The sequence below is a fragment of the Cyanobium sp. BA20m-14 genome, assembly GCF_024346295.1.
The window spans coordinates 1-5,171 of record NZ_JAGQCR010000222.1; the positions used below are offsets into that span (position 1 = coordinate 1).

7 protein-coding genes are annotated in these 5,171 nt (G+C 62.3%); 1 reads left to right on the forward strand and 6 read right to left on the reverse strand.

What is annotated here, in order from left to right; all coding sequences use genetic code 11:
- The 3 genes from KBZ07_RS15915 to KBZ07_RS15925 all read right to left on the reverse strand — a co-directional run.
- Positions 1-570, reverse strand: a 570-nt coding sequence (locus tag KBZ07_RS15915; RefSeq protein WP_254932521.1) for a hypothetical protein, incomplete at its 3' end; no start/stop codon positions are given.
- 10 nt (positions 571-580) lie between these two features.
- Positions 581-1,015 carry a hypothetical protein gene (locus tag KBZ07_RS15920; protein ID WP_254932522.1) on the reverse strand — a complete coding sequence of 145 codons (435 nt, stop codon included), beginning with the start codon at positions 1,013-1,015 and terminating at the stop codon, positions 581-583.
- A 65-nt stretch (positions 1,016-1,080) separates the two neighbouring features.
- Entirely contained in the window at positions 1,081-1,989 is a 909-nt protein-coding gene (locus tag KBZ07_RS15925) for a major capsid protein (protein WP_261355850.1), read from the reverse strand.
- 184 nt (positions 1,990-2,173) lie between these two features.
- Here KBZ07_RS15925 and KBZ07_RS15930 point away from each other — a divergent pair, with 184 nt between their 5' ends.
- Positions 2,174-2,386, forward strand: coding sequence for a hypothetical protein (locus KBZ07_RS15930; protein WP_254932523.1), 213 nt, complete (start codon positions 2,174-2,176; stop codon positions 2,384-2,386).
- Here KBZ07_RS15930 and KBZ07_RS15935 read toward each other — a convergent pair.
- The 3 genes from KBZ07_RS15935 to KBZ07_RS15945 all read right to left on the reverse strand — a co-directional run bounded on the left by KBZ07_RS15935 (position 2,360) and on the right by KBZ07_RS15945 (position 4,952).
- Positions 2,360-2,653 (reverse strand): hypothetical protein, encoded by a 294-nt coding sequence (locus KBZ07_RS15935; RefSeq protein WP_254932524.1) that lies wholly within the window; start codon positions 2,651-2,653, stop codon positions 2,360-2,362. The two genes, KBZ07_RS15930 and KBZ07_RS15935, sit on opposite strands and share 27 nt — an antisense overlap.
- Before the next feature lie 698 nt (positions 2,654-3,351).
- Positions 3,352-4,527: a hypothetical protein gene (locus tag KBZ07_RS15940; RefSeq protein WP_254932525.1), complete on the reverse strand. Its 1,176-nt coding sequence runs from the start codon at positions 4,525-4,527 to the stop codon at positions 3,352-3,354.
- A 197-nt stretch (positions 4,528-4,724) separates the two neighbouring features.
- Positions 4,725-4,952, reverse strand: a complete 228-nt coding sequence (locus KBZ07_RS15945; RefSeq protein WP_254932526.1) for a hypothetical protein — start codon at positions 4,950-4,952, stop codon at positions 4,725-4,727.
- Positions 4,953-5,171 lie beyond the last annotated feature (219 nt).

The following is a 5,171-nucleotide window of genomic DNA, read 5'->3' on the forward strand; positions in this document are numbered from 1 at the left end:
GGTCTGGCTGCTATCGAGGTCCACGCCATGAACAGCCGAGCAGTAGTCGACGATCTGGGCCTTGGTGATCGCCTGGAAGTCAGGCGGCGCAGAAGCCAGCAGGGCTTCTCCATCGCTTGTGGCCGGTGCGCCCGTGGCGCTTGCCGGTTCAACCAGCTCAGGGCTGGGCAATTCGGACAACTCCACGGTGCTGCTTTCAGCGAGGGCTGCTGGTTCTGCACCAGGCTCCGGTTCTGGTTCCAGCTCCGGCGCTGGCTGCAATGCAGGCTGCTGCTCCGGTTCAGGTTCCAAGAGTGGTTCTGGTTCTGGCTGGGGCGCTGCTTCTGGCGGCTGCGTGTGCAGCTGCCAGCCCAATGCCTGCCAGCCGGCCAGGTGCACCGGCCAGATCGAGCGGCTCTCGCCGTCCTTAACGATCAGCAGCTGGCTAGGCGGCAGCAGGGATTCATCGCCCACACCCGGATCCGGGATGACGGTCAGCCGCTGCTCCGGGCCCGAGAGGCGAACGGGCGTGGAGGCAGGGTTGTTGCTGTCCAAGGGTTGCAGCAGTTGCAGGGGCATTGCGGTGTCCATGGCGCTCACCTCAAAGCCCCTGGTTGGCGGTCAGCGCCACGCACATCCCTACCGGTGTACTCGGGGAGATCACAGCGCGAGCTAGCCGCAGGCAGGGCGGCGTAACCAGTTCGCTATCGGCTGGATTCAGTAGCAGGGCAGCACCGCTGATGCTTGCCTCCACCTTGCCGCCAGCGGCGGGAATGGCGACGGCAGCAGCAGTTATCCAGCTGCCGGCGATGCCGTCAGCCAGCAGCGGCGCTAGCTCCAGCGTCACGGTCACCGCGTCGCTGTGGCCGGCGTGGGAGGCCACCAGCACAAAGGAGCAGGAGGCATCGAGATCGGTGCCGAGGTTGATGACATCGCCGCTGCTGCGGCTGTGTTCGTAGCAGTCGGTTGCCGAGTGATTAATCCAGCCGACGAGCACCGTCTGGGCATCGAGCAGCCGGGTGGCTTGGGTGGTCATGGATAGGACTCCTATGGGGAATGAATGTGTGGTTCTGGGCAGTCCTCCTGGGTTGGGGCTGGCGCTTAGGGCAGCACCAGCGGCATGGGCGCCACGTTGTAAAGCCGCGCAGCGGCCTTGCGGTTGCAGACGGCAAAGCCCACGTACCAATCCACCCGCGTGCGGAACACCGGTGCGTCATGCACCTCCCCGAAATCACGCACCGCAATGCCATACCTGCCCTCAAAGGGCCCCTGCAGACCGCAGACCGCCGCATCACCCAGTACGCAGCAGTAGATCGAGGTGGTGCCTGCCGGTTCGTCGTAACCGAGGACGGCATGGCCCTCGGCGTCCTCCTCCACCAGCAGGATCTCGATCCCCTCGAAGTAGTGGCGGCCGTCGATCACCTCATACAGCTCCCCACCGGCCTGGCGGGAGGCGGTGCTGATCTGGCGGCGGGCGGCCTTACTGGCGATCAGCACCTTGTCGCCGCCGTAGCCGATCACGCTGTCGCTCAATGCCTCCAGCGCCAGCAGGTTGAGAGTGCTGCCACCGTTGTCGATCGTTTGATCGTCTCCAGGTGCCAGGCGCTTGCTCAGCCCGTTGAAGGCCCGCGGATCAAAGGTGTCATCGCCGTTGATGATCGCGGCCTCCAGGGTGAGGCGCATCGAGCGCACCTTCATCTCGGTCTGGGCGGCACGGGCCTCGGGGCCCTGCAGGTCAACGATCGAGCGGTCCACATCCAGGTCCCCACCAAAGAGATGCACAAACTCCGAATCGGAGTTGATGACGCCATAGCTCTGGCGGTAGCCCTCAGTCACTGCCCGGAAGCCAACGCGGGGCAGCTTGGTTTCAGCCGGGAAGCTCAATGAGCCACCGACAAGATTGCGGAAGGGCAGGCGGCGCAGCAGCTCCCCCTCGGCAAAGGTCTTGAGCACCGCCAGCTGTTCAGCGCGGCGGGCATACTTCTGCGCCTCGATCAAGGTCAGGCCCAAGGGCACTCTCCCGGGGCCTTGCCCCAGTGACAACAGCAGCTGTTGCCAGGTACCGTCAGGGCGGTTGGTTGGTGGTCAGCTCAGGGAATGGGGTGGTGGCTGGCGGAGTGTTCGGCAGGCGCTCCGCAGGGTGCCCCGGTGCAACGGGGCGCGGTGGTGGTCACGTCCTGCTTGTCACACCGCCATGGCCACCATTCCCGTTGAGCCGGCCTGCCCGATCCGCTTGATCTCCTTCCGTCTGGCCGTCAAGGGCAGCACTAAGGCGCGGCACCTGTTCCTCGATGGCGAGGGTCAGATCTGCGCCGATCCCCACTGGCTGCCGCGTGAGCAGGCCCTGCTGCTGGCCAGCAATCAGCAGCTGATCTGGGGGTCAGCCGCCCGGGTGATCGTGCTCTGAGCTCACTAGGGTCAGCGGGTCTGGGAGCGCTGGCCCTCCCTGACTGGCCATGGACTGCTCCAGCGCGTCCATCCAGTCCGACAGAAGCCTGTGCCTGTCCTTTCCTTCCAGTGAGGCCGCCGGCACCGCCTGGGCAACGGCACCGGGCTGGACGGCCTGAACGATGTCCACGGCATGGGCCTCGTCGAGGGCCTGCACCATCTCGATGCCAAAGCCGTGATCCGTGCAGAAGAACACCGCGTAGTGAATAGGGCCTCCAGTCAGCACCCCTCCTTGTTAAGCATGGCGGTCCCGGATGCCAGCACCTTGTTCGGCTCAGCAGCTAATGCGCTGGTCATGGAGGAAGTCCAGTGGTGGAGGAGATTTCCCCAGCACCAGACGCCTTGCCAGAAGCGTTGGGCGTGGGCTTCTACGGTTAGATAGGCCAGCAAACCGAAGATCGCAATGAGGTCAACAGCAACGACTGCAGTTGTTAAGCACGCAAAGTCTTTTGATTCTGGGAGAGATAGCGTTGACCACTACGACATACAGATTGTATTACGGGGTGGGCAGGTGTTTTGCGGACTCGCAAACCACAGCTAGCGTTGACTCACATCGACTCAAAAGTCATGTGAGAGCTGAAGTTGGTGAGATCACGCAAAGGCGCTACCTTGGTTACTGGAAAGAAGCATGGCGGTCCAACCTGGCTCTCGGAACTATCTAACAATGAGTTGGACAGACCTGAGATTGCATCGGTGGCCGAACGGCCATTGTCGCTAGCGTTGAAGAAATGCTGGTGTGCTCGGGCCGCGACGGCGGTAGCAGACCATGCCAGCTAGCACCGAGTCGGCCATAGCCCTTGCCTGACGCCACCTAGCGCGGCCGAATTCTAGCTTTGGGCTATTCCTGCTTCCGAGAACTCACCTGCGCTTCACGTAGATGCTCTTGAATTACATGCGAATCCGCTGAGGGCTGGAAACTGGCCTCTACTCGTCGGTACTTTCACTGCTAGCGAACTCGATTTCTGTAGCGGACCAGAGCTTCTTGTCCTCGCTTCTAGCCGCTACATTCACCTCGAGTTCCTGGTAGTGGGCCTCGCGTGCCGTCTCAAGCAATCGCTCGTCGTCAAGAGCGAGCTGCACATCCCCCTCCTCGCCAGCGACGTCGCGCAAAATGAACGTGAGCTTGTCAAGGTCCAAGTCACGAACGCGCCCGGTGAACACGCGCAACTCAACATCGTGGCGCTTCTTCAGCTCCGTTAGTGCCGTTCGGATTCGCTTGGTGGAATTCCTATCCAATCTCAATCGACGATCCTGGGCCCCCATGATGGAGCCCCACACCTCAATCGCGGACACCGGTCCGGCAGACGCTGGTGCGAGCCGCCTCATCGACTCAAGTATCGCAAGCCACTTCTCCTCATTGCCCTCGCCAGACGGAACTGAGTCTTGAGAAACAGCCCACGCGAACCCCTCCCGTAGAGCCGACCAGCCCGTTTCCTGGATCTCGAGCGGAGTGGGCAAGCGCTCGTGGTCGAAGAGCAACGTCGACTGCAACTCCGTACCGAGACGGATCTGACCAAACGCCACTTCGAGGCTTCCGAATGCGAACCGCTGGGCAGGCATCGCATAGAGGTCACGGAGCCACTCAGGAGGTCGACCGCTCGTGTCTTGTCGAAGATCGCGCGCTGCCCACTCGAACACGGGCTTGAGAGCCTTGCCGGCGATCTCAGCTGCCTGGGTGAACGCAGCCGCCGGAATTCGACCTTTCTGGATGTCGCTCCCCTCGAGCCTCACCGTCAAGGCGGGCTCGAGCGAGGACCAAAGCATGGTGCCGCTCAGAGGCATGGCATCCTCTGGTAGTTGCTCGCTGCGAACAGAAAACGCCCGCACGGGGCGATGTCCGTAGTCGAAGTCAACCACCCAAAGTGACCCTCGATCGAGCGCTTCACGCACCGAAATCACGCCGCACTTGAGTTCGTCGACAGTCCGCTCAGACGTGGTCGCGACGATGTAGCGCAGACGCTGCTCGTCCTCGAGGTCCTCCGACAGGTAGGCCAGAACTGCGGCCCCGTGCGCTGCCCGGGCCGTGAAAATGCAGGGGCCTTCAAACTCGTAGAGCACCTCGGAAGGCGTGAGTGCCCCGAGGAAATCGAGTTGCACCACCTGGAGCGAGTCGAGAGGAGGCCATGACGTCATAGCTGCACCTCGCAAACCAACACGAACAGTGCCGCGCGCGCCGCGGGATTCAGCGATTCCGCCGGCCACCAACTTGTGTGCGTGGGCTGCTGTCCTGACGTCAACATCGACCGGCCGTGGCCACCGTCTAGTGCCGCTTTCGCTACGAACCTTCTCCGCCAGCGTCAAAACAGACGCAGCTGATGCTGCGCATCCGCCTCGGAACGGAAAACCGAAAGCGCCCGGCGCAGGCAGGGATCCGCTTCGAGAAGTCGACCGGACTCCTCGTTGGTCTGCATGTCCCGGTCCGAAGGCGGAATCGACTTGCAGCAGCGGTACACATCCCCATCGACAGCAGCTGCCCCGGCAGGGGGGCAATCGGTTGAAGCGTCGGGGTTTTCAGGGGGCGTCATGGTCGCGTGCACTCATTCAGCTGCAACAAGACTGAGTCCTGCTGCACGTGTGCACGAAAATCATTTTAATTATAATCAAACATATCATAAGGGTGGGATCTGCAGCAAGAATGTCATCGGGTCCCTCGCTCGATCCAAGGCCTCGATGGTCGGCGATCATTGCTTGCGTCCCCGACCGGATGCCGCCTTCGAGGCCCTTGGTCGGCGAATTCAGAAACC

What these genes read in the sequence shown, in the direction of transcription:
- KBZ07_RS15930 (WP_254932523.1), top strand. Translation starts at nt 2,174, where the DNA reads ATGGCCACCATTCCCGTTGAGCCGGCCTGCCCGATCCGCTTGATCTCC.
- KBZ07_RS15945 (WP_254932526.1), bottom strand. Translation starts at nt 4,952, where the DNA reads ATGACGCCCCCTGAAAACCCCGACGCTTCAACCGATTGCCCCCCTGCC.
- KBZ07_RS15920 (WP_254932522.1), bottom strand. Translation starts at nt 1,015, where the DNA reads ATGACCACCCAAGCCACCCGGCTGCTCGATGCCCAGACGGTGCTCGTC.